The 22,873-nt window shown below is 63.2% G+C and carries 21 protein-coding genes; 19 read left to right on the forward strand and 2 right to left on the reverse strand.

Annotated features, from left to right (window positions below):
• Window positions 1-6 precede the first annotated feature (6 nt).
• The 19 genes from ACIQ3Q_RS14260 (at window position 7) to ACIQ3Q_RS14350 (ending at window position 19,574) form a co-directional block, all read left to right on the forward strand.
• Entirely contained in the window at window positions 7-969 is a 963-nt protein-coding gene (locus ACIQ3Q_RS14260; protein WP_396269792.1) for a bifunctional riboflavin kinase/FAD synthetase, read from the forward strand.
• A 310-nt stretch (window positions 970-1,279) separates the two neighbouring features.
• Window positions 1,280-4,246 (forward strand): isoleucine--tRNA ligase, encoded by a 2,967-nt coding sequence (gene ileS, locus ACIQ3Q_RS14265; RefSeq protein WP_396269795.1) that lies wholly within the window; start codon window positions 1,280-1,282, stop codon window positions 4,244-4,246.
• An 11-nt stretch (window positions 4,247-4,257) separates the two neighbouring features.
• Complete coding sequence (gene lspA, locus ACIQ3Q_RS14270) at window positions 4,258-4,785, forward strand: signal peptidase II (protein WP_396269796.1); 528 nt, start codon at window positions 4,258-4,260, stop codon at window positions 4,783-4,785.
• A 170-nt stretch (window positions 4,786-4,955) separates the two neighbouring features.
• A complete protein-coding gene (locus ACIQ3Q_RS14275) occupies window positions 4,956-6,350 on the forward strand; it encodes a hypothetical protein (protein WP_396269798.1) in 1,395 nt (464 codons plus the stop codon).
• A gap of 81 nt (window positions 6,351-6,431) precedes the next feature.
• Window positions 6,432-7,262, forward strand: coding sequence for a DUF2189 domain-containing protein (locus ACIQ3Q_RS14280; RefSeq protein ID WP_396269799.1), 831 nt, complete (start codon window positions 6,432-6,434; stop codon window positions 7,260-7,262).
• 170 nt (window positions 7,263-7,432) lie between these two features.
• Window positions 7,433-8,359 carry an esterase/lipase family protein gene (locus ACIQ3Q_RS14285; protein ID WP_396269800.1) on the forward strand — a complete coding sequence of 309 codons (927 nt, stop codon included), beginning with the start codon at window positions 7,433-7,435 and terminating at the stop codon, window positions 8,357-8,359.
• A 4-nt stretch (window positions 8,360-8,363) separates the two neighbouring features.
• Window positions 8,364-9,224 (forward strand): lipase chaperone, encoded by an 861-nt coding sequence (locus tag ACIQ3Q_RS14290; protein WP_396269801.1) that lies wholly within the window; start codon window positions 8,364-8,366, stop codon window positions 9,222-9,224.
• A gap of 97 nt (window positions 9,225-9,321) precedes the next feature.
• On the forward strand, window positions 9,322-9,618 hold the full coding sequence (locus ACIQ3Q_RS14295; protein ID WP_396269802.1) for a hypothetical protein: 297 nt from the start codon (window positions 9,322-9,324) through the stop codon (window positions 9,616-9,618).
• Between the two features lie 46 nt (window positions 9,619-9,664).
• Window positions 9,665-9,883: a molybdopterin-binding protein gene (locus ACIQ3Q_RS14300; RefSeq protein WP_210809184.1), complete on the forward strand. Its 219-nt coding sequence runs from the start codon at window positions 9,665-9,667 to the stop codon at window positions 9,881-9,883.
• A 23-nt stretch (window positions 9,884-9,906) separates the two neighbouring features.
• Window positions 9,907-10,578, forward strand: coding sequence for an RBBP9/YdeN family alpha/beta hydrolase (locus ACIQ3Q_RS14305; RefSeq protein WP_396269803.1), 672 nt, complete (start codon window positions 9,907-9,909; stop codon window positions 10,576-10,578).
• Window positions 10,579-10,703: 125 nt separating this feature from the next.
• Complete coding sequence (locus tag ACIQ3Q_RS14310) at window positions 10,704-11,717, forward strand: sulfate ABC transporter substrate-binding protein (protein WP_396269804.1); 1,014 nt, start codon at window positions 10,704-10,706, stop codon at window positions 11,715-11,717.
• Window positions 11,718-11,851: 134 nt separating this feature from the next.
• Window positions 11,852-12,685 carry a sulfate ABC transporter permease subunit CysT gene (gene cysT, locus ACIQ3Q_RS14315; protein WP_396269805.1) on the forward strand — a complete coding sequence of 278 codons (834 nt, stop codon included), beginning with the start codon at window positions 11,852-11,854 and terminating at the stop codon, window positions 12,683-12,685.
• 4 nt (window positions 12,686-12,689) lie between these two features.
• Window positions 12,690-13,619: a sulfate ABC transporter permease subunit CysW gene (gene cysW, locus ACIQ3Q_RS14320; protein ID WP_396269806.1), complete on the forward strand. Its 930-nt coding sequence runs from the start codon at window positions 12,690-12,692 to the stop codon at window positions 13,617-13,619.
• A gap of 7 nt (window positions 13,620-13,626) precedes the next feature.
• Entirely contained in the window at window positions 13,627-14,637 is a 1,011-nt protein-coding gene (locus tag ACIQ3Q_RS14325) for a sulfate/molybdate ABC transporter ATP-binding protein (RefSeq protein ID WP_396269807.1), read from the forward strand.
• A 166-nt stretch (window positions 14,638-14,803) separates the two neighbouring features.
• Window positions 14,804-15,790: a CysB family HTH-type transcriptional regulator gene (locus tag ACIQ3Q_RS14330; protein ID WP_396269808.1), complete on the forward strand. Its 987-nt coding sequence runs from the start codon at window positions 14,804-14,806 to the stop codon at window positions 15,788-15,790.
• A gap of 100 nt (window positions 15,791-15,890) precedes the next feature.
• Window positions 15,891-16,853 carry a sulfonate ABC transporter substrate-binding protein gene (locus ACIQ3Q_RS14335; protein ID WP_396269809.1) on the forward strand — a complete coding sequence of 321 codons (963 nt, stop codon included), beginning with the start codon at window positions 15,891-15,893 and terminating at the stop codon, window positions 16,851-16,853.
• 98 nt (window positions 16,854-16,951) lie between these two features.
• Window positions 16,952-17,968, forward strand: coding sequence for a sulfate ABC transporter substrate-binding protein (locus ACIQ3Q_RS14340; protein ID WP_396269810.1), 1,017 nt, complete (start codon window positions 16,952-16,954; stop codon window positions 17,966-17,968).
• An 18-nt stretch (window positions 17,969-17,986) separates the two neighbouring features.
• Entirely contained in the window at window positions 17,987-18,295 is a 309-nt protein-coding gene (locus tag ACIQ3Q_RS14345) for a c-type cytochrome (protein WP_396269811.1), read from the forward strand.
• A 10-nt stretch (window positions 18,296-18,305) separates the two neighbouring features.
• Window positions 18,306-19,574: an NAD(P)/FAD-dependent oxidoreductase gene (locus tag ACIQ3Q_RS14350; RefSeq protein WP_396269812.1), complete on the forward strand. Its 1,269-nt coding sequence runs from the start codon at window positions 18,306-18,308 to the stop codon at window positions 19,572-19,574.
• 43 nt (window positions 19,575-19,617) lie between these two features.
• Here the strand turns inward: ACIQ3Q_RS14350 and ACIQ3Q_RS14355 are convergent, their stop codons facing one another.
• Together ACIQ3Q_RS14355 and ACIQ3Q_RS14360 are read right to left on the reverse strand one after the other, a co-directional pair.
• Window positions 19,618-21,024, reverse strand: coding sequence for an FAD/NAD(P)-binding protein (locus ACIQ3Q_RS14355; protein ID WP_396269814.1), 1,407 nt, complete (start codon window positions 21,022-21,024; stop codon window positions 19,618-19,620).
• 142 nt (window positions 21,025-21,166) lie between these two features.
• A complete protein-coding gene (locus ACIQ3Q_RS14360) occupies window positions 21,167-22,729 on the reverse strand; it encodes a methyl-accepting chemotaxis protein (protein ID WP_396269815.1) in 1,563 nt (520 codons plus the stop codon).
• Between the last annotated feature and the right edge of the window lie 144 nt (window positions 22,730-22,873).

Raw genomic sequence — 22,873 nt, forward strand, 5'->3', positions numbered from 1 at the left:
AGCGCCATGCGAATCTACCGGGCCCAACGCCCCCGCTCAGCAGCCGACAAAGGCTGCGCCCTCACCATCGGCAACTTTGACGGCGTCCACCGTGGCCACCAAGCCATGTTGGCACTGTTGACCAACGAGGCCCGCCACCGTGGCCTGCGCAGTTGCGTGATGACCTTTGAACCCCACCCGCGCGACTGGTTTGCCCAAAAGGCAGGCAAGCCCGAGTTGGCGCCACTGCGCATTGCGCCGCTGCGCGACAAGCTGGCCGAGCTGCAGCGCTGCGGGGTGGACGACGTGGTGCTGATGCGTTTTGACGACCGCCTGGCCGGCCTCAGCCCCACGGACTTCATCGACAAAGTGCTGTGCCAGGGCCTGAACGCCCGCTATGTGCTGGTGGGCGATGACTTCCGCTTCGGGGCCAAGCGGGCCGGCGACTATGCCCTGCTCGACGAGCAAGGCGCCAGCAAAGGCTTTGATGTGGCGCGCATGATGAGCTATGAGGTCCATGGCCTGCGGGTCAGCTCCTCGGCCGTGCGTGAGGCCCTGGCGGCCGGCGACATGGTGCAAGCCGCGCGCTTGATCGGCCGCCCCTACAGCATCAGCGGCCACGTGGTGCACGGCCGCAAGCTCGGGCGCGACCTGGGCTTTCGCACGCTCAACCTGCGCTTTCCCTCGCATCGCCCAGCCGCCCGAGGCATTTTTGTGGTGCAAGTGCATGGCCTGACCGATGAGCCCTTGGCCGGCGTGGCCTCGCTGGGCGTGCGGCCCACCATCGAGGACGCCGGGCGCGTGCTGCTGGAAGTGCATTGCCTCGATTGGCCTGCAGGCCTGGCGCTAGACGCCGGCTATGCCCGCATCTTGCAGGTGGACCTGCTGCACAAGCTGCACGACGAGCGCAAGTACGACGGCCTGGAGGCGCTGGTGGCCGGCATTGCCCAAGATGTGGTCGATGCCAGAGCCTGGTGGGCGGCCCGGTAGAATGAGGCCCATGTTCACCCGCGCTGCTCCTTTGCTCCGGCCATGGGCCTCTCCGGCTGCCCGTGGCCATGCCTGCACCCGTCGGCAGACCACGCGCGATCGAATTTGGCGCTCGAAAGAAAGCGCCGGGCCGCCCCAAATTTTCTTGCTCCCCTTGGGGGATAGGTTGGGCGTAGCCCAGCCCTAGGGGCACCCTGCCTGCGCTGCCAGCGCAAAGTCGCTGGCCTCTCGCTGACCCCCTCGTCAGCCCTCTGTGGCTCTACCAGCCACTGCGCAGCACTTGCGCCCACCTTGATCGAGACCCCGCGCCATGACCGACGCCAAAAAGACACCCGCTGCCGACAAACCCGCCAGCAGCCTGAACCTGCCCGACACCGCCTTCCCCATGCGCGGCGATCTGCCCAAGCGCGAGCCAGGCTGGGTGCAGCAGTGGAACGCGCACGAAGGTGATGCTGGCCTCTACAAGCGCCTGCGCGATGCGAGCGCCGGTGCCCCGCTGTTCGTGCTGCACGACGGCCCGCCCTATGCCAATGGCAAGCTGCACATCGGCCATGCGCTGAACAAGGTGCTCAAGGACATGATCGTCAAGAGCCGCCAGTTGAGTGGTTTTGACGCCCAGTACATCCCCGGCTGGGACTGCCACGGCCTGCCCATCGAGAACGCCATCGAAAAGCTGCATGGCCGCAATCTCAGCCGCGACGACATGCAGGCCAAGAGCCGCGCCTTCGCTGCCGAACAAATCGACCAGCAGCGCGAGGACTTCAAGCGCCTGGGCGTGCTGGGCGACTGGGAGCGCCCCTACCGCACCATGGACCCGGCCAACGAGGCCGGCCAGATCCGCGCCTTCAAGCGCGTCATCGAGCGTGGCTTTGTCTACCGTGGCCTGAAGCCGGTGTACTGGTGCTTTGACTGCGGCTCGTCCTTGGCCGAGTTCGAGATCGAGTACCAAGACAAAAAGAGTGAAACCCTGGACGTCGCCTTTGAGACCGACGACGGCGCCAAGTTGGCCGCCGCCTTCGGCCTGCCCGCCTTGCCGGCGGGTCAAAGCGCCTTCGCGGTGATCTGGACCACCACCGCCTGGACCATCCCTGCCAACCAGGCGCTGAATGTCCACCCAGAAATCGACTATGCCTTGGTCGAAACTGACAAGGGAATCCTCGTATTAGCCAAGAAGCTGGTGGAAACGCCGGAGTATGTGCGGTCGAGTCCAGATTTCGTGGACGGGCGAGCTGTGCCGTCCGCTCCAGACCTTAGACCCGAGATTCTCAAGCGCTACGGTGTGAGTCGGTACCGCAGATTGGGCGAGTGCAAAGGGCGCGCATTGGGTGGCCTGAACTTCCGCCACCCACTCTATGACGTTGACGCAGGATACCGCCGCCTCTCGCCCGTCTTCATCGCCGAGTATGTGAGCGACAGCGACGGCACCGGCATCGTCCACTCCTCGCCCGCTTATGGCGTGGACGACTTCAACTCCTGCATCGCCAACGGCATCCGCTACGACCAAATCCTGAACCCGGTGCAGGGCAACGGCACCTATGCGGCCGACTTCCCGCTGTTCGGCGGCCTGCACATCTGGAAGGCCGTGCCCGTCATCTTGGAGGCCTTGAAGAACGCGGGCCGCCTGATGGCCACAGTCAGCATCACCCACAGCTACCCGCACTGCTGGCGCCACAAGACGCCGGTGATCTACCGCGCCGCTGCACAGTGGTTCATCCGCATGGACGAGGGCGAGGGCGTGTTCACCCAAGACAAAGCGCCCAAGACCCTGCGGCAGTTGGCCTTGGACGCGATTGATCAGACCGCCTTCTACCCCGAGAACGGCCGCGCCCGCCTGCGCGACATGATCGCCAATCGGCCCGACTGGTGCATCTCGCGCCAGCGCTCCTGGGGCGTGCCCGTGCCCTTCTTCTTGCACAAGGATTCGGGCGAACTGCACCCCAACACCATGGCCATCTTGGACCAGACGGCCGACATCGTGGAGGCAGGCGGCATCGAGGCCTGGAGCCGCGTCACGGCCGAAGAGATCCTGGGCGCTGAAGACGCCCCGCACTACACCAAGAGCACCGACATCCTGGAGGTGTGGTTCGACTCGGGCTCCACCTTCCAGCACGTGCTGCGCGGCAGCCATGCCAACGCCTATGCGGTCAAGCCTTATCACGAGAGCGGCCCGGAGGCCGACCTCTACCTGGAAGGCCATGACCAGCACCGCGGCTGGTTCCACAGCTCGCTGCTGCTGGGCTGCGCGCTCTATGACCGCGCGCCCTACAAGGGCCTCTTGACCCACGGCTTCGCCACCGACGGCCAAGGCCGCAAGATGAGCAAGAGCCTGGGCAACACCGTCGAGCCGCAAAGCGTGACCACCAAGCTGGGCGCTGAGATCGTGCGCCTGTGGGTGGCCGCCACCGATTACTCGGGCGACCTCAACATCGATGACAAGATCCTGGCCCGCGTGGTGGATGCCTACCGCCGCATCCGCAACACCTTGCGCTTCTTATTGGCCAATGTGAGCGACTTTGATGCCGCCACCGACGCCGTGCCCGCAGACCAGTTGCTGGAGATCGACCGCTGGGCCCTGGCCCGCACGGCCGAGCTGCAAGCGGACATCCTGGCCCACTTCGAGCGCTATGAATTCCACCCGGTGGTGAGCAAGCTGCAAGTCTTCTGCTCGGAAGACCTGGGCGCGTTCTACCTGGATGTGCTGAAGGACCGGCTCTACACCACCGCGCCCAAGAGCTTGGCGCGCCGCAGTGCCCAGACCGCCCTGCACCAGATCACCCACGCCATGCTGCGCTGGATGGCGCCCTTCCTCAGCTTCACCGCTGAAGAAGCCTGGCCCACCCTGGTGGGCAGCGCCAGCCAAGGCTCCATCTTCTTTGAAACCTTCAGCCGCTTTAACGCACCCGATGAGGCACTGCTGGCCAAGTGGGCTCGCATCCGCGCCATCCGCGATGTGGCCAACAAGGAGATCGAAGCATTGCGCGCGGCGGGCCAAGTGGGCGCCTCGCTGCAAGCCACGCTGCGCATCACCGCCAACGCAGAAGACGCCGCCTTGCTGCGCGGCTTGGGCGCCGACCTGAAGTTCGTCACCATCACCTCCGCCGTCAGCGTGGAAGACGGCGCGGAGCTGGCCGTGCAGGTCAGCCCCAGCACCGCCCCCAAGTGCGAGCGCTGCTGGCACTATGTGAATGATGTCGGGCAGCAGCCGGAGCACCCAGGCCTGTGCGGCCGTTGCGTCAGCAACCTGCATGGCGCAGGTGAAACCCGCCACATCGCCTGAGTCTCATCATCATGGCCCGCAAGCTCTCGCTCTCTAGCCGCTCCTCCAGCCCCAGCCTCTGGCTGTGGCTGGGCATGGCGGCTGTCATCATCTTGTTGGATCAGTTCACCAAGGTGCTGATCGTCGGCAACTTCCAATTGGGTGACAGCGTCACCGTCACCTCCTACTTCAATGTGGTGAGGGTGCACAACACAGGGGCTGCCTTCAGCTTTTTGGCCGATGCCTCAGGCTGGCAGCGCTGGTTCTTCGTGGGCCTGGGCGCGGTGGCCTCTTGCGTCATCGTCTGGATGCTGCGCAGCCACCCGGATCAAAAGTTGTTCTGCTTGGCCGTCACGCTCATCTTGGGCGGCGCCGTTGGCAATGTCACCGACCGCATTTGGCACGGCTATGTGGTCGACTTCTTGCAGTTCCACTGGGACTTTCTTTCGCCCGTGTTTCATGGGGGTTACTTCCCCAGCTTCAACGTGGCCGACATGGCCATCACTGGTGGCGCGATTGGCCTGATCCTGGACGAGTTGCTGCGCGTACGGCGGAGTTAAGGCAGCAGGGACGCCACATGGCCGGGCACTATTGCCGGGTTTTTTGCCTGCTGTATCGGGTTTAGGTCGAGGCGTTCGGGCGCTAACGTGGTGACTCTGAGCACTGCCTTGGCCTGAGGGGCGTGTCTTCGACACGCACAGGGCTGGGGTTTCGTTCACACGGAGCACCCATGAAAAACCGCCTGCTTGCCTCTCAACGCGCCACCGCTACCCGCACCCAGCCCTCCACTTGGGGCTTGCTGGACGATGCCCGCGCCCGCTCGCCGCATTCTTCGGGCTTCACCCCCTTTGACCCGTTGGCCTTCAACCTGGCCGACTCCTCTTTGGCCGACTTGGGCATAGACACCGAGGGCCTGGACTGCTGCACCATGAGCGTGGCGCCTGTTTATGCGCGCAGCTTGGAGCCTCTGTCCATCCGCCTGAACATCCAGCGCCGCGAGCATGCCACCGACGCTGATGTGCTGCTGGTCTGGAAGAGCCTGTGCACGCACTTGGCCGACATCAAATGCCCCATCTGGGTTCGGGTCAATAACGACCGCTGGCTACAACGCCTGCTCACCCTGGAAAGCCCGCGCGAGCTGCTGCTGGAAGTGCCGGTGTTTCTGGCCTCTGACGACGTGTGGTGCTCGGACTTGCCTCCCAATAGCTCGCGTGGGCCAGACCTGATCATCAATGGCCGCCCCAGCGCCAAGGTGCCGACCCGCCTGTTGCAGCGCGTCAGTTGCGTGCTGTTCGACCGCAATGATGAGCGTCGCCACATGGACCCTTTGGGTGCCGCCTACCAAGCCATCCGTACCACGCCGTTTGTGCATGAGCGATGCAACTCCCCTGAAGAGGTGGATGCCTCCTTTGAGCTGGGCGCCTTTGGCGTGGTCGGCCACGAGTGGGCCACCCATTCAGCCAACGAGACGAGTTCGGCCTTGGCCGACCACCGCTCTTTGGGCGCCATGGAGTTCTTCAGCCTGCTGATGCACGGCTCCTCGGCCACGGTGCTGCAAGAAGCACTGGCGCGCCACCGGGGCTTAGCCGATCACCTGATGCGCATTGCCAGCTTTCTGACCACGATGAACGGGCATCCCCCGATGAGTTCGCTGGCCGAGGCGCTGAGCCTCTCGCGACGCGCCCACTTGGTGCGCGCTGCGGCCTTGATGCTGCCCCTGGTCATCGGTCGCCACTTGGGTCGCACCTTGGGCTTCCCGGCCACTTACCGAGCCTTGTTCCTGGCCCATTTGATGGCCGACCAAGCGGACCCCGAACTGCGTGATCTGGCCTTCATGGCGGCGGCAGTCTCTACCCTGCCTGCTGTCCTGCAACTCAGTGGCGACGAGGTCGCCCGCCTGCTGCATCTGCCGCTGCGGGTCAAGGAATCGCTCAATGGCCGGGGCGATCTGAACCCTTGGGTCAAGCTGGCCGAAGCCTCGGACACCCTGCCGCCGCTGGAGGTGCGCAACGCCGCCCAAGCCCTGCGCATTGGCCAGCCCGAGGTCAACCAGACCTTGATCTTCAGCCTGCGCCACACCTGCCGCTTGTGGCAGCCCCAGTGGGCTGAAGCCTTAGGGCTTTGAACGCCAGCCTTGGGGTGGGTTTGCCCCAGGGCGGGTGTGCCCGCTGGACGCCGAGCCTGCGCATGCGTAAGCTCAAGCCCCATGCAGGCTGATACCCCTTCCGACAACGAACTCACCCCACACGCCGACGCAGCCCTCCCTGCTGAAACTGACGCGGCCGTCGCCCGTCAATCCTTGCAACTGCGTCCGCTGAGTTGGGGCGCCCCCTTGAGATGGATCAAGCTGGGCTTCAAGGACTTCATCCGCGCCCCCGGCATCGGTCTGTTCTATGGCGCCTGCTTCATGGCCATGGGTTGGGCCTTGCTCAAGGTCTTCGAGTCCGCTCCAGCCTATACCCTGGCCCTCTCCGCCGGGTTCTTGCTGATGGGGCCTTTCATGTGTTTGGGCCTCTACCATGTCAGCAAGCAGTTAGAGCAAGGCCTGAAACCTGACTTTGGCCAAAGCCTGCTGGCCTGGGACACCCGCACCGGCACACTGGCCATCTTTGGCTTTGTGCTTTTGGTCTTGGAGATGATCTGGGGCCGCGCCTCGCTGATCGTCTTCGCCGTCAGCTTTGATGGCATGCCTGATTTCAAGGGTTCGCTCTTGGCCTTGCTCGACCCTGAAAACATCAATTTCATCGTCGCCTATGTGTTGGTGGGGGCGTTTTTTGCTGGCCTGATCTTTGCGGTCACCGTGATCTCCATCCCGATGATTCTTGACCGGCCCACCGATGCCATCACCGCCGGGCTGACCAGTTTCAAACTTGTGCTGACCCAACCGGGCGTGATGCTGTGGTGGGGTTTTCTGCTGACGGTGTTGGTGGTAGCCGCCCTGCTGCCCTGGTTTGCTGGCTTGCTGATCGTCGGCCCGATCACTGGCCATGCCACTTGGCATGCCTACCGAGAAGCGGTGAACTACGCCGAGGACTGACCCACATCCCGCGCGTTAGGGATCACTCTCTAGCACTGAGCAGGGAAACTCCCAGGCGAAGGGTTTGCCCTCGATAAAAAAGCACGACCGTTCGTACACACTTGCGCCCTCAGCATCAGGGGGCGCCGACCTGTTGCTGCCCTTGTTCGCCGGCGCCAGGAGACAAAGAGATGTCGTTGAGATTTCGCACCCTGCTGGCATCCGCCGCGCTGGCCTTGTCTGCGCAGGTGGCCATGGCCCAAGACACCTACACCAAGACGCGCTACCCCATCGTGCTGGTGCATGGCATGTCAGGCTTTGACGCCATCGGGCCGGTGGACTACTTCTTCAATGTGCCTGCCAGCCTGCGGGCCAGCGGCGCCACGGTCTTCACCCCCATGGTGTCGCCCTTCAGCACCACCGAAGAGCGTGGCGAGCAACTGCGTGCCACGCTGCGCCAGCTGAAGGCCGCCTATGGCTACCAAAAATTCAACATCATCGGCCACAGCCATGGCGGCACCACGGCCCGCTATGTGGCCGCTGTCGAGCCCAGCTTGGTGGCTTCGGTCACCTCCATGGGCACACCGCATCAGGGCAGCAAGGTCGCTGATGTGGTGAAGGGCGTCACTGGTGCCACCGGCACCACCCCCTTGGTCGCCAGCATCGTCAACGCCTTGGGGACTGCCATTGCCTGGATGGCCGGCTCGCCCACCTTGCCCCAAAACGCCTTGGGCACGCTGGAGTCTCTCAACACCGTGGGCGCGGCTGACTTCAACCGCCGCTTTCCCCAAGGCAGCCCCACCAGCACCTGCGGCACCGGCCCTGAAGTGGTGAACGGCGTGCGTTACTACTCGGCAGGCGGCATCAGTGTCTGGACCAATCTGTTCGACCTGAGCGACGGCTTCTTGCTCGCCGCGTCGGTGGTGTTTCTTGGTGAAGCCAATGACGGCGTGGTCAGCCGCTGCTCCAGCCGCTGGGGCACCGTCCTGAGCGACACCTACCCTTGGAACCACATGGACGAAGTCAATCAAGCCTTTGGCTTGCGGGGCTGGTTCACCCCCGACCCGGTGCAGTTCTATCGCGTCCAAGCCAACCGCCTGAAGAACACCGGCCTGTAAGCCCATGAAGCGTCCCTTGCTGGTCATCGTGGCGCTGGGCTGCGCCGCTGCAGCGGTGTGGTGGGCCTATCCATCGGCCGCACCCAGCCCCACCACACCGGCCAGCAAGGCCGCTGCCCCAGCAACGGACAGCCCCTCCATCTCAGCCTCTCAAGCTTCAGCGGGCAGCCAGACCGCCAGCGCACCGGGCCAAGCCATGGCCACCTGGTTGGCCCAAGACAGCCCTCTGCGCGGCAGCAGTGTGGACGGCAGCTGGAGCGTCAACGCCCAAGGCCAGTTGGTGCCCGACATCGCCCTGAGGCGCCGCTTCGACTACTTCTTGCAGCTCTTGGGCCAACAGCCCATCGAGCGCATCAGCGCCCTGGTTCAAACCCAGGCCGAGCAAGCCCTGAGCCCAGCCGCCGCGCGCGAGGTGATGCAGCTGTGGCGGCGCTACCTTGAACTTCAGCAAGTGAAGTTCAGCACCCAGGTGAACCCGCAAGACCCTCAGAGCATCTCCGCTGCACTGGCCGAGCGCCAGATCGCCCGCCGCAGCGCTCTGGGCCGAGTCTGGGCCGACGCCTTCTACGCGCAAGAGGAAGCCCAAATCCTGCAGATGACCCAGGCCTCTGGGCCACGCAGTTCAACCTTGATTGACCGCAGCACGTTGGACCCAGCCGCCCTGGCCCGATTGGTTCAAGAAGAGGCCCTGCAAGAACAGTGGCAAAGCCGATTGTCCGAAGCGAGGGTGGAACTTCAGCGCATCAACAGCGCGCCCGAACTGAGCGACCTGCAACGCCAGCAGGCTCAGCGCGCCCTACTGCAGCGCTTCAGTGGTGAAGAGCGCGTTCGCGCTGCAGCGCTCTTGGCTTTGCCTGCACCCTAGCGGTGAGACACCTGACGCTTCGCATATGCGGTTTTCGCATGACGATGACCGTTTTCATTCGTTCCCTGAATGGTCCACCGCTCGCACCATGTGAGCCATGGACACCCCCACCTCAGCCCACCCCACCCGGCCCCTGAAGCTGCCCTTCACCGGACAGGCTTTGCGTCAAGCTGTGGCTCAGCGCGACATCCGGCTGTTGATGAACGCCGCGCACCAATTGCGCATTGCCGGCTTCAGCGTGGACCCACAACGCCTTGCGGAAGAGCTGCTTAGTCACGGCTGCGTCTGGCTGACCGACCCCTTTGGTCAGCGCGTTCCCCTCTACGTGCAGGTGCCCGAAGCCGCTGCCCGCCAGCAAGTGGACCAAAGCGTTCCTTTCCGAATCTCGGCCTGAGGCCACTTCTCCCATTCCTATCACTGTCTCAACTGCAGGAGTTCCCATGAGCATCATCGCCGTCAACGCACGCAACCAGTTCCGCGGCAAGGTCCGCGAGATCATCGAAGGCCCGGTCGTCTCCGAGGTCGATGTCGAGACCCCGTCGGGGCTCATCGTCACCTCGGTCATCACCACGCGTTCCGTGCATGAGCTGGGCCTGAAGGTGGGCCGCGACGTGGTCGCCTTGGTCAAGTCCACCGAAGTCTCCATCGCCACCCTTTAAAACGAAGCAACAAGGAGCCCTTCATGGCGTGGTCTGAACTCCACACCCGCCTGCTGATCATGCCGGGCCTGCATGGCAGCGGCCCTGAGCATTGGCAAAGCTGGCTGGAGCGTCAGCACCCCGGCGCGGTGCGTGTGCGAGTTCCCAACTGGAGCGCGCCACATCTGGACGACTGGGTAGAGGCCATAGACCGGACCCTGACCGAGTCGCAGGCGCGGCCGGTGTCAGTCGGCCCATGCACGGTGGCAGAGCCCTCGGCCAGGGTGCGACTGCTCAACCCCGAAAGACCCGCAGAGGCCTGGATCGCCGTGGGCCACAGTTTTGGTTGCTTGGCCTTGGCGCGTTATCTACAGCAGCGCGGTCGCGGCCTGCAAGCCGCACTCCTGGTGGCCCCTGCCAACCCTGATCGCTTTCAGATCCCAGAAGGCCAACTGGACCGAGGTCTGCCCTGCCCCAGCACCCTCATCTACAGCCGCAGCGACCCATGGATGAGTGCTTCTGACGCGCGCTACTACGGCCAGCGTTGGGGCAGCCAGTTGGTGGATGCCGGTGAGGCTGGCCACATCAACCCGGAATCTGGCTACGGCCCTTGGCCGCTGGCCCGCCAATGGATCAACCAGATGACCCAAACGCTGGAAGCAGAGCACCAACGCGTGCATCCGCCCCGCGTCAACACACTGCGCTTTGCCACCTGAACACCACCAAGCGCACAAACCGCATAAGCAGCAACGATTTGATTCGTTCCCTCATTGAGCGGCCATTCATAGCATCCCTCCCATGCCGACACCTCGTTCGGCCTGACACCTCAAAGGATTGATTCATGTTGTCTCGTCGCGTCACTCTGGCGGCTCTCAGCACCCTGGCTCTCGCTCTGGCCGCCCCCTTGGCCCACGCCAAGGACATCACGCTGTTGAACGTCTCCTACGACCCCACCCGTGAGCTCTACCAAGACTTCAACAAGTCCTTCGCCGCCGTTTGGAAAGCCAAGACGGGTCAAAACCTCAGCGTGAGGCAATCGCACGGCGGCTCGGGCAAGCAGGCCCGCTCGGTGATTGACGGCCTGGAAGCCGATGTCGTCACCCTCGCGTTGGCCTACGACATTGACGAGTTGGAAGCCAAGGCCAAACTCATTCCCGCCAACTGGCAAAAGCGCCTGCCGCACAACAGCAGCCCCTACACCTCGACCCTGGTGTTCCTAGTACGCAAGGGCAACCCCAAGGCCATCAAAGACTGGGGCGATCTGGTGAAGCCTGGCGTGCAAGTCATCACCCCCAACCCCAAGACCTCGGGCGGTGCGCGCTGGAACTATCTGGCCGCCTGGGGCTATGCCCTCAAGCAGCCGGGCGGCAACGAAGCCAAGGCCCGTGAGTTCGTGACGGCCTTGTTCAAGAACGTGCCGGTGCTGGACTCAGGTGCGCGCGGCTCCACCATCACCTTTGTGGAGCGCGGCATTGGCGATGTCTTCATCTCCTGGGAAAACGAGGCCTTCTTGGCCGTCAAAGAGTTGGGCCCAGACAAGTTCGAGATCGTGGTGCCGTCTATCAGCATGCTGGCCGAGCCGCCCGTGACGGTGGTGGACAAAGTGGTGGACAAGCGCGGCACCCGTGAGGTGGCCACCGCCTATCTGAACCACCTCTACAGCCCAGAAGGCCAGAAGATCGCGGCCGAAAACTACTACCGCCCGACCGACCCCAAGGTGGCCGCGCAGTACGAAAAGTTCTTCCCCAAGATCAAGCTCTTCACCATTGACGAAGTGTTTGGCGGTTGGGCCAAGGCTCAGAAGACCCACTTCGCCGATGGCGGCCTGTTCGACGCGATCTACACCAAGAAGTAATCCAGCAGTGAGCGCCTGACAAGCCTGCTTTCAGCGGGCTTGTTTGCTTTTTGCATAAGCAAGCGCGTTTTACTTCGTTCCGCGTTTTCAGCGCACTGCCTAGCATCGCGCCTTCCTTTGAAGTGATTCCTCCCGTGCTGCTGTCCAAAACTCTTTTAAAGCGCCACAGCGTCCTGCCTGGTTTCGACCTGGCCTTGGGCTTTGCCGTGCTCTACCTCAGCATCGTGGTGCTGATCCCGCTCTCGGCGGTGTTCTTCAAGACGTTCACGCTGACGTGGAGTCAATTTGTCGACGCCGTGGCCTCGCCCCGTGTGGTCGCCTCTTACCAACTGACCTTTGGAGCCTCGCTGGCGGCCGCACTGCTCAATGGCGTGTTTGGCCTCTTGGTAGCGTGGGTCTTGGTGCGCTATGAGTTTCCGGGCCGTCGCATCGTGGACGCCCTGGTGGACTTGCCCTTCGCCCTGCCCACCGCCGTGGCGGGCATTGCCCTGACCGCCCTGTATGCGCAGAACGGCTGGATCGGTGAGCTGCTGCCCTTCAAGGTGGCCTTCACGCCGCTGGGCGTGTTTGTGGCCCTGACCTTCATCGGCCTGCCCTTTGTGGTGCGCACCGTGCAGCCCGTGCTGGAAGACCTGCAAAAAGAGCTGGAAGAAGCCGCCGCCACGCTGGGCGCCACCCGCCTGCAAACCTTCTGGAATGTGATTCTGCCCACCATCATGCCAGCCCTGTTGACGGGCTTTGCCTTGGCCTTTGCCCGCGCCTTGGGCGAGTATGGCTCGGTCATCTTCATTGCCGGCAACATGCCCATGGTCAGTGAGATCACACCCCTGCTCATCATCACCAAGCTAGAGCAATACGACTACGCCGGTGCCACCGCGATTGCCGTGGTGATGCTGGTCACCGCCTTCGTGCTGCTGCTGGCCATCAATCTCCTGCAGGCCTGGACCCGCAAACGCCAAGGCCGTTGAGACCATGAACACAGCCACTCCCGTGACCTCCCCCTCCGCCGCCTTGGCCCCAGGTTCGTCGCCTCGCCCTCAGTCCGCTACGCGGTCCGCATTGGCCGCCAACCAAGAACCCGCCTGGGTTCGCTGGACGCTGATCGCCTTGGCCATGGCCTTTCTGGCCTTCTTCCTGTTTGTGCCCTTGGTGGCGGTCTTCCATGAAGCCTTCAAAAAGGGCTGGGATGTCTATCTTGCAGCCATCACCGAGCCCGACGCCATCTCCGCCATCAAGCTGACCCTGATTGCCGCTGCTATTTCGGTGCCGCTGAACCTCGTGTTCGGGGTGTCAGCCGCCTGGGCCATTGCCAAGTTCGAGTTCCGTGGCAAAAGCGTGCTGCTGACCTTGATCGACCTGCCCTTCAGCGTCAGCCCCGTCATCGCCGGCCTGATCTACATGCTGGTGTTTGGCCTGCAAGGCTGGTTTGGCGAATGGCTGCGCGACAACGACCTGCGTATCGTCTTCGCCGTGCCAGGCATTGTGCTGGCCACCGTCTTCGTGACCTTCCCCTTTGTGGCGCGCGAGCTGATCCCGCTGATGCAAGCCCAAGGCGCAGAGCAAGAAGAAGCTGCCCGCGTGCTGGGCGCCAGCGGCTGGCAAATGTTCTGGCGCGTGACCATGCCCAATGTGAAGTGGGCCCTGCTCTACGGCGTGATCTTGTGCAATGCACGGGCCATGGGCGAGTTTGGGGCGGTCTCGGTGGTCTCCGGCCACATCCGGGGCTCCACCAACACCATGCCCCTGCACATTGAAATTCTCTACAACGAGTACCAGTTTGCGGCCGCCTTTGCGGTGGCCTCGCTGCTGGCCGCCCTGGCGCTGGTCACCCTGGTGCTGAAGTACATCGTCGAGCAACGTGTGAAGCACGAGAAGCGCTCGGCCCGAGCTGAAACCGTGTGAGCCCCCCATGAGCATCGAAGTCAAAAACCTCAACAAGCGCTTCGGCACCCTGGCCGTTTGCGACAACCTCAACCTGACCATCCCTTCGGGTGAACTGGTCGCGCTACTTGGCCCCTCGGGCTCGGGCAAGACCACGCTGCTGCGCATCATTGCGGGGCTGGAGCAACCCGACTCAGGCAGTGTGCACTTCCACGGCGAAGACGCCACCTTCGACGACGTGCGTGACCGCAACGTGGGTTTTGTGTTCCAGCACTATGCGTTGTTTGGTCACATGACCATCTTCGAGAACATCGCCTTCGGCCTGCGGGTGCGCCCACGCGCCACCCGCCCCTCAGAGGCCGCCATCCGCACCAAGGTGATGGACCTGCTCAAGCTGGTGCAGCTCGACGCTATTTCGCTGCGCTACCCACACCAGCTCTCTGGCGGCCAGCGCCAGCGCGTGGCCCTGGCCCGCGCCTTGGCGGTGGAGCCCAAAGTGCTGCTGCTGGACGAGCCCTTTGGCGCCTTGGACGCCAAAGTGCGCAAAGAGCTGCGCCGCTGGTTGCGCCGCCTGCACGACGAAATGCATGTCACCAGCGTGTTTGTGACCCACGACCAAGAAGAGGCCATGGAAGTGGCCGACCGCATTGTGGTGATGAACCAAGGCCGCATCGAGCAAGAAGGCAGCCCGGACGAGGTCTACGACCACCCCGCCACCCCCTTTGTGCTGAAGTTCCTGGGCGATGTGAACCTCTTCCATGGCCGAGGCGCTCCCAGCGAGGAAGTCAGCTATGTACGCCCGCACGAGCTGGACATCGTCACCACTCCTGCGGACGACACCTGGGCTGTAACCCTGGCCCAAGCGCTCACCGTAGGCCCCAACACGCGCCTGGAGTTCAAGCGCGACGACGGGAGCTATGTGGATGTGGAGCTCAGCCGCGAGGCCTGGCAAGCGCTGCGCGCTGAACTTAAGCTAGAGAATGGCAGCGCTGTGCATCTGCGTCCGCGACGGGTGACGAGGTTCGCAGCCACCGCCTGAAACACGGACTGCTCTTCCATCAAGGCCCTGTCTTCACAGGGCCTTTTTTGTGGGCGCGCCTCAACACGCACAACCCAATCCGCATGACCACAGTCGGAATCATTCCTTCTGCTTCGGCCGCCTGATTTCGACAATCTTCCCTTTCGTGTGTTCAGGGAGATGGGCTGTGAACTTTCAACAATTGCGATCGGTTCGTGAGGCAGTCAGGCAGGAGTTCAATCTGACCGAAGTGGCCAATGTGCTGCACACCTCTCAACCCGGGATCAGCCGCCACATACGTGAATTTGAGCAAGAGCTGAAGCTCGATCTGTTCACCCGCCAATCCAAGAGGCTCACGGGGTTGACGACTGAAGGGAAACGCTTGCTGCCCATTGTCGAGCGCATGCTGGACAACGCCGAGCGGCTGCGCAAGGTCGGGCGAGACTTTCAGAGTGAGCAGTCCGGTCGACTGGGCATTGCGGCCACCCACTCACAGGCTCGTTATTCCATGCCGCATGCGGTTTACGACTTCAGGGCCGCTCACCCAGAGGTCATGGTGCACCTGCACCAGGGCTCACCCAAGCAAGTCGCACAGCTGCTACTCGACGGTACGGTAGACATCGGCATCGCCACCGAGGCCTTGGCCAGCTACCCTGAGCTGAGCACGCTGGCCTGCTATCACTGGACGCACATGGTCTTGGTCCCCAAGGGCCACCCGCTGGTTCGTTTGCAAAGCCCACTGACGCTGGAGCGGCTGGCTCAGTACCCCCTCATCACCTATGAGCCTGGCTTTACCGGGCGAACCAATATCGACAAGGCCTTTGCAGCGGCAGGACTGAAACCCAACTTCACGCTGGAAGCCATGGACGCCGACGTCATCAAGACCTATGTGGAGTTGGGCTTGGGCGTCGGGATCATCGCCGCCATTGCGCATCAACCCGAGCGGGACCAAGCCTTGGTGGCGCTGGACGGCAGACACCTCTTCGCCGCCAACATCACGCGCTTGGCCGTCAGACGCGGCGAAGCTCTGCGGGACATTGCTTACGAGTTCATCCGGGCGTTTGCTCCGCCGCTGACGCGGGAGGTCGTCAATGAAGCACTCAGCCTGGGTCGGGATACTGCCTCCGAATACAGGATCAGGGGCACCGCCATGGAACGCCACCTCACTGCATGAGCAAACTCGTTCTTGTTTGTTCACAAGCCCTGCAGGCCAAGACAACATGCATCCGACAGAGGCCGCTCTCGATGCCTCCCAACTCATAAGGAGTTTGATCATGCATTCGTTGTTCTCGCGTCGCCAATGGTTGGCCAGCAGCTTGTCAGGCTTGGCCTTGGCCGCCGCTGGCAGCAGCGCCGTACAGGCCCAAACAGGCCCCCGCGTTTTGCGCATCGGGCACCAAAAAGGCTGGCTGTCCATCTTGAAAGGACGCGGCACGCTGGAGAAGCAACTCGCGCCCTTGGGCGTGAGCGTCACCTGGACCGAGTTCAATGCCGGTCCGGTGCAATTGGAAGCACTGAACGTGGGCTCGATTGACTTTGGCGACGTGGGCGAAGCGCCGCCCATCTTTGCGCAGGCTGCGGGTGCCCCGCTGGTCTATGCCGGGGCTACCGTGCCCCGCCCACAGCTTGAAGCCATCATCGTGCCCAAGGGCTCGCCCATCAAAACGGTGGCCGATCTCAAGGGCAAGCGCGTGGCCTATAACAAGGGCTCCAACGTGCAGTACTTCTTGGTCAAACTGCTGCAGAAGCATGGCCTGCAGTACAACGATGTGCAGTCGGTCTTCTTGGCCCCGCCTGACGCCCGCGCCGCCTTTGAAAGAGGCGCCATCGACGCCTGGATCATCTGGGACCCCTTCTTGGCCGCCGCGCAAAAGACCTTGGACGCCCAACTGCTCGTCAATGCCAGCGGCGTGGTGAACAACCGGGGCTATTACTTCACTTCGCGCGACTTTGCCACCAAGAATGTGGATGTGCTGCGCATCGCCATCCGCGAGATCAATGCCATCGACACCTGGGTGGCGGCCAACAAGCCCGCCGCTGCGGCCGAGCTCTCCAAGGTGCTGGGTCTGGACACCAGCATCACCGAGCTGTATTTGAGCCGCGCGGCCTTTGGCACCGCTCCGGTGACGCGCGAGATCTTGGCAGAGCAGCAGCAAATTGCCGACACCTTCTTTGAGCTCAAGCTCATCCCCAAGAAGCTGAACTTGCTGCACGCCGCCCCGGTCAATCTGAGCTGAGTCTGTGGCGGCATAAGCATCTGCCAAACAGTTCTTTGGCGGAACAAAGGGGCTCGCCTACAGTGCGAGCCCGAACCTCTTTATTGGCACGCTTCGTCATGTCCATCGCTTTATCTCGTTCGCGTCGCGCAGCGCTTCTGGCCCCCGTCTTGTGGTGGAGCAGCCAAGCCCTGGCGGGCACCAGCTTGCTCAACGTCAGCTATGACGTCTCACGAGAGTTCTACAAAGAGTACAACGCCGCCTTTGCTGCGCATTGGAAGAAGCAGACCGGCGCAGTCCTGGTGCTCAACCAATCCCACGGCGGCTCCAGCAAGCAGGCCCGCAGCGTGGCCGACGGCCTGGAGGCCGATGTCATCACCATGAACCAGGCCAATGACATCGACATCTTGCATGACCGTGGCGGCCTGGTCCCCGCCGACTGGGCCAAGCGCCTGCCAGACAACGCCTCGCCCACCACCTCCATCTCGGTCATCTTGGTGCGCAAGGGCAACCCCAAGGCCATTCGTACCTGGACTGACCTGGGCCGACCGGGTATCTCCGTCATCATTCCCAACCCCAAGACCTCGGGCAATGGCCGCTACACCTATCTGGCGGCCTGGGGCGCGGCGGTACAGAACGGCGTCAGCCCGGCGGCTGCGCGGGCGCTGGTAGAGCGCATCTTTGCCAATGTGCCGGTGCTGGATGGCGGTGGCCGCGCGGCCACCACCACCTTTGCCCAACGTCAACTGGGCGATGCGCTGGTGACGTTCGAGAGCGAAGTGCCGCTGATCCAACGCGAGTTTGGGGGCGACTTTGAAGTGATTTACCCCGAACGCACGATCTTGGCCGAGAACCCGGTCTCGGTGGTCGACAAGGTGGTGGATCGTCGTGGCACCCGCAAGGTCGCAGAGGCCTACCTGGCATGGTTGTGGTCAGATGTGGGCCAAGCGCTGGCGGTCAAGCACCATCTGCGCCCTCGCAATGCCAAGTTGCTGGCCGCCCATGCCAAAGACTTTCCCAAGGTCCAGACCTTCACCGTCGACCAAGTCTTTGGGGGCTGGAAGAAAGCCCAGAAAGAGCACTTCGATGACGGTGGCATCTACGACCAGATCGTGATCAAGAAGCCCGGCCGTTGACTTGTGAAGGACATCCCCATGCGATCTCTCTTTTGTCTTGCGGCTGCGTTGCTGGCTCTGCCAGCCGTCGCTGCCAACACCCCCAACGAGTTGCAGCGTGCCGCGCTGGCCGCCACCTGTGCCAACTGCCACGGCCCCCAAGGCCGCGCGGTTGAGCGCAGCGAGGTGCCTGGCCTTGCGGGCATGGCTGCCCCCTACCTGATCGAGCAAATGAATGCGTTTCGCAATGGCACGCGCCCAGCCACGGTGATGCATCAGCTTGCCAAGGGCTACACGCCTGCTCAGATCGAACAGTTGGCTCAATACTTTGCGGCTCAGCCGCGCTGAAGGAGCGACGATGCAACGTCGAACTCTCTTGGCCGCCGCCAGTGTGGCGGGTGGCTTGGGCTTGGTAGGCTGTGCCACGCCGCTGCCCCGCAAGGCCCAGGTGGTGGTCATTGGTGGTGGCTATGGTGGCGCCACGGCAGCACGCTACTTGCGCCTCTTGTCGGCCCATCAAGTGCAGGTGGTGCTGATCGAACCTAACCCACAGTTCATCAGTTGCCCCTTGAGCAATCTGGTGTTGTCGGGCCACAAGAGCCTGGACGACTTGAGCGTGTCCTACGAGGGCTTGCGCCGTGAAGGCGTGACTCTGGTGCGTGATTCGGTCACCGCCATCGACGCCGCCAAGCATGAGCTTCGCCTCGCCTCGGGTGTGACCTTGGGCTACGACCGACTGATCGTCTCGCCCGGCATTGACCTGCACCTTGATGCCGTGGAAGGCCTGCGCCAAGCCCACGAGCAAGGCCAAGCCCTGCATGCCTGGAAGGCCGGCGCAGAAACTTTGGCGCTGCGCCGCCAATTGGAAGCCCTGCCGGACGGCGGCGTGTTTGCCATCACCATCCCCGAAGCCCCCTACCGCTGCCCACCTGGCCCCTATGAGCGGGCGAGCGTGGTGGCCGCTTATTTCAAGCAGTACAAGCCGCGCTCCAAGGTCTTAATCCTGGATGCCAACCCTGATGTCACCTCCAAGGGCGCGCTGTTCAAAAAGGTCTGGGCCGAGAGTTACCCTGGCCTGGTCGAGTACCGGCCGCAGCACAAGCTGGTGGGCGTGCATGGCGCCAGCAAGACGCTGCGCTTTGAGGTGCAAGAAGACCTCCGCGCCGACGTCTTGAATGTGCTGCCGCCCATGCGGGCGGGTCGTATCGCGCTGGACAGCGGCTTGGCCAACCTGGCGAACCAGCGCTGGGCGGGTGTGCATTACCAAGGCTTCGAGTCGACCGTGCTGCCCGATGTGCATGTCATTGGCGACGCAATCCAGATTGCGCCGGGCATGCCCAAGAGCGGACACATGGCCAACAACCATGGCAAGGTGGCTGCTGCGGCTGCGATCTCCCGCTTGCGGGGTTGGGAGCTGAACCCTGCCCCCGTGCTGACCAACACCTGCTACAGCTTTGTAGACGGCCAGCGTGTGGTGCATGTGGCCAGCGTGCATGAGTACGTGGCGGCAGAGCGCACCTTCAAGCCCGTGGCCGGTGCGGGTGGCTTGTCAGTGGCACCCAGCGAACAAGAAGGCCGCTACGCCTGGAACTGGGCTCGCACCATCTGGAAGGATGCGCTGGCCTGAGCAAGCCCTGAAGCCGACGCGGGCCTAGCGGCCCGCTCGGCGCTCAGACGCTGCACACCGACAGGTCTTTGAGCACGGCCTCGGCCACCTCTAGTGCATGCTGACGCAATTCAGGGATGGCAATGGCCTCCCAGCGGTCGGCCTTCAGCATGGGGCCGACGTAATACAGGCCGGGCGTGGTCTGGCCGTTGGCCGCCACAGGCTGGGTAGACCCACTCATCTGCAGGCCCAGGTTCAGGGCGTCCGCACACAAAAGCCCGTCTTGACGCAACTGCGTCAGCAAGGGCGTGGTCGCTGCGCGCAGGCTGGTCGAAGCCCCCGTGCAGTTGATGACCGCCACCACATCGCGATGCTCGAGCGGGCCACCGCCGCGGGGGCCCCATGCCGCCCGCCACTGCCCATCTGGCAAACGCAGCAAGCTGTGCAGGCGCCCCGCCGCCACCTCGACATGCCCCGCTTGACGCGCCGCCTGCAAGCGACGGTGGATGCCGGGGGCAAGACGGTGGCGGTGGGTGTCCCAATAGGGCACGACATGACGCAGGAACTGGCGGCGATCCCGCAGCGACAAACGTTGCCAGAGTTGCGGCGTACAGGCCCGCAGGCTGGCCATCACATCCCGCCAATCACGCCCTTGGGCTTGCGCCTGATCGACCCAGCGCCGCATGGCTTTGACCATGAAGCGCAGGCGGCGCTCGTCCCCCAACTCCGCCACGGGGGATAAGCCCACCGGCGGGCGAGCCTCTAAGGTGCGGTGAGCTTGCGGCAGCAAGCCACGGCGAGACAGCAGAGTCACACGCCCTTCATGCCCTCGGTCTTGCAACCAAGTCATCACGTCAATGGCGGTCAGCCCCGTGCCCATCACCAAGACGTCACCGGTCTCGGGTAAATGCGCAAGGGCCCCCGGCTGCCAGGGGTCAGCCACCAAGCCGGGCTCGCTCCACGCCGTGTGAGGCAGCGGTGGCGCAACCGGCGGCACATGGCCACAGGCCAGCACGACGGCGTCGACCTGCAGGGTGCTCCCGTCGGCCAACACAAGTGCATGGCCCGGGCTCTGTGGGTGAACCGCCAGCACTTCTGCCGCCAAGCGCTCCACCACCGGGCCGTGCAGCCGCGCCTGCTCAATGGCATCTTGCAAGCGGCTGGCCAGGTAGTCCCCCATCTGCATGCGAGGCACAAAGTCCGGCGCTTGCGCGTCGCTGCCCCGGGCTTGCAGCCAGGCGACAAAGTCGCCCTCGTCCTGCGGCGTCCAGCCCAGCCGGCCCGCTGGCACATTGAGCCAGTGGCTGGGGCTGCGGGTGCCATAGGCCACCCCGCGCGCAAAGCGCGGCGCGGCCTCTATCAAGATCACACGGGCATGACGCGGCAGCCGCGCCAGCAAATGCATGGCCACCGCCGTGCCAGAAAAACCAGCGCCCACGATGGCTACCGTGGGCGTTGCAACAGCATTCATGTCAAACCATTCGGTTGGGTAATGGCTGCATCTTCGCCCCCTTCACCCAAAGCCCAAAGTCCAGTCGCGAATAAGCTAATTCGCTAGAGGCATAAAGGCTGCGTGGCCATGGCGACCGCAACGCGGTCCTGCGGCCCAGCGGTCAGACTTGGTAGCCAGAGACGGTGTGCGCCAACTGCTGGGCCTGCGTCTGCAGGCTCATCGCCGCAGCGGCAGACTCTTCCACCAGGGCCGCGTTCTGTTGAGTGGCTTGGTCCATTTGACCCATCGCCTGGGTGATCTGTTGAACACTTTCGTTCTGCTCGGTCGTGGCCGCACTGATCTCGCCCACAATCTGGCTGACTTGGCGAATAGCCTGCACCACATCATTCATGGTGTTGCCGGCCTGATCCACCAGGACGGTGCCGGTCCCCACTCGTTCTACGCTCGCGGTGATCAAGCCCTTGATCTCACGAGCGGCCTCGGCAGATCGTTGCGCCAAAGAGCGCACTTCCCCCGCAACAACCGCAAAGCCTCGCCCCTGCTCCCCCGCCCTGGCGGCCTCGACGGCTGCATTCAGCGCGAGGATGTTGGTTTGAAAGGCGATGCCGTCGATCACGCTGATGATGTCCGCAATGCGATGCGAAGACTCGTTGATGCCGCGCATGGTCTCCACCACTTGGGCCACCACCTCCCCGCCCTTTGTCGCTACGGCGGTCGCTGTGTGCGCCAGCTCGTTAGCTTGCCGGGTGCTGTTCGCGTTGTGGCTAACGGTGCTGCCCAACTGCTCCATCGTCGACGACGTTTCTTGCACAGCGCTGGCCTGCTGCTCTGTGCGGGCACTCAAATCCTGATTGCCCTGCGCAATCTGTGTGGCCGCTGTCGCCACTTGGGTGGCATTGGCGCGGACATTGGCCACCAACTGCCGCAATGAATCCTGCATCTCAGCCATATGGCTCAGCAACTGACCCATTTCGTCTCGGGAGTGGGGCTGAATGCTGGTGGCGAGATCACCATCGCGAATGCGTTGAGCAAGCGATACCGCATGGGCCAAGGGCTGGGTGATGGATCGGCTGATCTGCATCATGAGACCCAATCCTGCTACCGTGGCCAGCAGGGCTAGCCCCATCATCACAGCACCCACTTGCTGGGCACGTTGCCCCACCGTGTTTGCCGTCGACTTCATCTGCTCACGCTGCTCCTTGCCAAATTCGTCGATGGCCTTGAAGTAGTTGCTCTGGACAGTTCTCATGTCCTTCAACAGGTAGTCGACGGCCTCGCTGGAGGTTCCGGTGGTCGAGATCTCCAGCGCTCGATCAAGATGCTTGCCGTAGGGGTCACGTGCGGCCACCAGCGCCGTCAGCAGTTCGCGCCCGCGCGTGTCCTGAACCTTGTCTTGCAGTTCTTTGATCAAGACAGAGTTGCGTGCCCGGACTTCGTCAATGCGCTTGCGCTCTGCGGTTTTGGCAGGCTGGTCCGATATGAGAGAGCGCTCAGTCATCAATGCCAAATTGCGCAAACCACGCGCCACGACATTGATGTTGTCCTTGATCTCCGTAGCTCGGGCCACATTGGCCATCTTCTCAGAGACCAAGTCCTCTACGTCGGCCGTGGTCTGCTGAAGATTGCGCATAGCAAACAGTGCAATGCCGATGGCTAGCAGCAGCAACCCGCCGAAGCCCAGCCACAGGCGCGTTCGGACATTCCATTGACTCAGCATACTCATGAAGGGCTCACTCTCAGTTAGCAGGCTGCTGAAAAACCGCCTTGATCATGCAGCTTTGGCGCCCGACTTAAAGTCTGAGTTGAGTGCGTTTCGTGATGCGGGAAATCGAGCCCGAATTTCATCGATTTAGTGCGGTTTTCATGC

Source organism: Ideonella sp., assembly GCF_044358605.1.
Taxonomy (GTDB): domain Bacteria; phylum Pseudomonadota; class Gammaproteobacteria; order Burkholderiales; family Burkholderiaceae_C; genus Ideonella.

Bases quoted from the DNA above. Each gene is read 5' to 3' on its own strand.
- ACIQ3Q_RS14260 (WP_396269792.1), top strand. From the start codon at position 7: ATGCGAATCTACCGGGCCCAACGCCCCCGCTCAGCAGCCGACAAAGGC.
- ileS (WP_396269795.1), top strand. From the start codon at position 1,280: ATGACCGACGCCAAAAAGACACCCGCTGCCGACAAACCCGCCAGCAGC.
- lspA (WP_396269796.1), top strand. From the start codon at position 4,258: ATGGCCCGCAAGCTCTCGCTCTCTAGCCGCTCCTCCAGCCCCAGCCTC.
- ACIQ3Q_RS14275 (WP_396269798.1), top strand. From the start codon at position 4,956: ATGAAAAACCGCCTGCTTGCCTCTCAACGCGCCACCGCTACCCGCACC.
- ACIQ3Q_RS14280 (WP_396269799.1), top strand. From the start codon at position 6,432: ATGCAGGCTGATACCCCTTCCGACAACGAACTCACCCCACACGCCGAC.
- ACIQ3Q_RS14285 (WP_396269800.1), top strand. From the start codon at position 7,433: ATGTCGTTGAGATTTCGCACCCTGCTGGCATCCGCCGCGCTGGCCTTG.
- ACIQ3Q_RS14290 (WP_396269801.1), top strand. From the start codon at position 8,364: ATGAAGCGTCCCTTGCTGGTCATCGTGGCGCTGGGCTGCGCCGCTGCA.
- ACIQ3Q_RS14295 (WP_396269802.1), top strand. From the start codon at position 9,322: ATGGACACCCCCACCTCAGCCCACCCCACCCGGCCCCTGAAGCTGCCC.
- ACIQ3Q_RS14300 (WP_210809184.1), top strand. From the start codon at position 9,665: ATGAGCATCATCGCCGTCAACGCACGCAACCAGTTCCGCGGCAAGGTC.
- ACIQ3Q_RS14305 (WP_396269803.1), top strand. From the start codon at position 9,907: ATGGCGTGGTCTGAACTCCACACCCGCCTGCTGATCATGCCGGGCCTG.
- ACIQ3Q_RS14310 (WP_396269804.1), top strand. From the start codon at position 10,704: ATGTTGTCTCGTCGCGTCACTCTGGCGGCTCTCAGCACCCTGGCTCTC.
- cysW (WP_396269806.1), top strand. From the start codon at position 12,690: ATGAACACAGCCACTCCCGTGACCTCCCCCTCCGCCGCCTTGGCCCCA.
- ACIQ3Q_RS14325 (WP_396269807.1), top strand. From the start codon at position 13,627: ATGAGCATCGAAGTCAAAAACCTCAACAAGCGCTTCGGCACCCTGGCC.
- ACIQ3Q_RS14335 (WP_396269809.1), top strand. From the start codon at position 15,891: ATGCATTCGTTGTTCTCGCGTCGCCAATGGTTGGCCAGCAGCTTGTCA.
- ACIQ3Q_RS14340 (WP_396269810.1), top strand. From the start codon at position 16,952: ATGTCCATCGCTTTATCTCGTTCGCGTCGCGCAGCGCTTCTGGCCCCC.
- ACIQ3Q_RS14345 (WP_396269811.1), top strand. From the start codon at position 17,987: ATGCGATCTCTCTTTTGTCTTGCGGCTGCGTTGCTGGCTCTGCCAGCC.
- ACIQ3Q_RS14350 (WP_396269812.1), top strand. From the start codon at position 18,306: ATGCAACGTCGAACTCTCTTGGCCGCCGCCAGTGTGGCGGGTGGCTTG.
- ACIQ3Q_RS14355 (WP_396269814.1), bottom strand. From the start codon at position 21,024: ATGAATGCTGTTGCAACGCCCACGGTAGCCATCGTGGGCGCTGGTTTT.
- ACIQ3Q_RS14360 (WP_396269815.1), bottom strand. From the start codon at position 22,729: ATGAGTATGCTGAGTCAATGGAATGTCCGAACGCGCCTGTGGCTGGGC.